This is a genomic window from Streptomyces sp. (genome assembly GCF_019510245.1).
Classification (GTDB): Bacteria; Actinomycetota; Actinomycetes; order Streptomycetales; family Streptomycetaceae; genus Streptomyces.
Window position 1 is genome coordinate 1 of the sequence record NZ_JAEKKT010000541.1, and the last position, 1,742, is coordinate 1,742.

At 70.1% G+C, this 1,742-nt stretch carries 2 protein-coding genes, 1 pseudogene and 1 riboswitch; of the genes and pseudogenes, 2 read left to right on the plus strand and 1 reads right to left on the minus strand.

Translation table 11 applies throughout. The annotated features are described in order from the left end of the window. Window positions 1-763: pseudogene (locus tag JF597_RS55210) on the plus strand (DNA polymerase IV); the annotation flags it as partial. A 15-nt stretch (window positions 764-778) separates the two neighbouring features. Here the strand turns inward: JF597_RS55210 and JF597_RS55215 are convergent. After that, the gene (locus JF597_RS55215) at window positions 779-1,156 is read right to left on the minus strand and encodes a PRC-barrel domain-containing protein (RefSeq protein ID WP_294014829.1); all 378 of its coding nucleotides are present in this window, start codon (window positions 1,154-1,156) and stop codon (window positions 779-781) included. Window positions 1,157-1,279: 123 nt separating this feature from the next. Then, a riboswitch (glycine riboswitch) is annotated at window positions 1,280-1,375 on the plus strand. Window positions 1,376-1,551: 176 nt separating this feature from the next. On the opposite strand from JF597_RS55215, the gene JF597_RS55220 reads away from it, so the two are divergent. Next, the coding region (locus JF597_RS55220) for a hypothetical protein (RefSeq protein WP_294014831.1) at window positions 1,552-1,742 on the plus strand (191 nt) is incomplete at its 3' end.

The window sequence follows — 1,742 nt, forward strand, 5'->3', positions numbered from 1 at the left end:
GACCGGCGATCATCTGCGGCGGGCCGGGATCCATACGGTCGACGAGATCGTGGAGGCGGGCGGGGACGAGCTCGTACGACTGCTCGGGGAGGCCCATGGGCACGGGCTGTACGCGATGGCGCTGGCGTACGACGAGCGGCCCGTGGTCGCTGAGCGGGAGACCAAGTCCGTGTCGGTCGAGGACACGTACGACGTGGACATCCATGACCGGGTGCGGGTGGGTCTGGAGGTGCAGCGGCTGGCGGACCGGTGTGTGCGGAGACTGCGGGGGGCCGGGCTGTCGGGACGGACCATCGTGCTGAAGGTGCGGCGCTACGACTTCTCGACGTTGACGCGGTCAGAGACCTTGCGGGGCCCCACCGATGACCCGGCGGTCGTGCGGGAGGCTGCTCTGCGGTTGCTGGAGGGCGTGGACTCCACGGGGGGTGTGCGGTTGCTGGGGGTGGGGGTGAGCGGACTCGCCGACTTCACTCAGGAGGATCTGTTCGCCCAGGCGGCGGGGGAGGGAGTGGATCACGCCGTGGAGGAGCCGGCGGACGACGCGCCGGTGCAGGAGCGGGAGGCGGCTGTCGAGCGGCGGTGGGTCGCCGGGCACGATGTGCGGCACGCCGCGTACGGACACGGGTGGGTGCAGGGGAGCGGACTGGGTCGGGTGACCGTGCGGTTCGAGACGCCGGACTCGGAGCCGGGGCGGGTGCGGACGTTTCTCGTCGAGGATCCCGCGCTGGAGCCCGCTGAGCCGCTGCCCCTGGTGCAGGCGTGAGGAGGTGCCGGGCGCTCAGGCCTCGGCGTCCTCCGTGCCCGCCAGCTTGCCGAAGTCCCGGTCCGGGAACGGAGGCGGTGCGGCCACGTCGAGACCGTAGTGGTGGTAGAGCTGGAGTTCCTGGTCGGGGGAGAGGTGGCGGCCCACCCCGAAGTCGGGGGCGTCTTTGATGAGGGCGCGGTCGAAGGGGACGCGGAGGGTGCCGTCGACCAGCTTGCTCGGCCCCAGGGGGACGAAGGCGTCCCGGGAGAAGAGGCCGGTGCGTATGGCGGCCCACTCCGGCACGCCGGTCGCGTCGTCGAGGTAGACCTCGTCGACGGTGCCGATCCTGGTGCCGTTGCGGTCGAACGCCTTGCGGCCGATCAGGTTGCGCGGATCGATGTCGGTCTGCACGGGCCCTCCACTTGGTCGCAACTCATCCGAAGCGGTCGTAAGCACTACGAAAGAGCACATCGGGGTGTGCGGCCACTCGAAGACTCGTGCGGTGGCCTCGCTGGTAGGCTTGCGAGCGGCTGCTGACCCCGCGCGGGAGAGTCCTCCAGACACCATCGGAGGCGCCGAAGGAGCAAATCCTCCCCGGAATCTCTCAGGCTCACGTACCGCGCGGACGAGGTCACTCTGGAAAGCAGAGCGGGTGTCGACACCTTCCGCTCTCACCGACGGTGAAAGCCGGCGGCCCTCGGGCGGCCCGGTGAAGCTCTCAGGTTGAGATGACAGAGGGGGAGGCCGTCGGGGTACCCGCGCCGGGGTACCCCTCGCAGGTCGCGCCAGACCAGGAGGCCTCCGCAATGACCGCCCATCGCATTCCGCTTTCCGAGCTCGAACAGGGAATTCCCTTCGAGCAGCGTCACATCGGCCCTGATCATGAGGCGCGGGCCAAGATGCTCGCGCAGGTCGGTTACGGCTCGCTGGACGAGCTCACCGCCGCCGCGGTGCCGGATGTGATCAAGAACGCCGATGCCCTGGAGCTGCCGGGCGG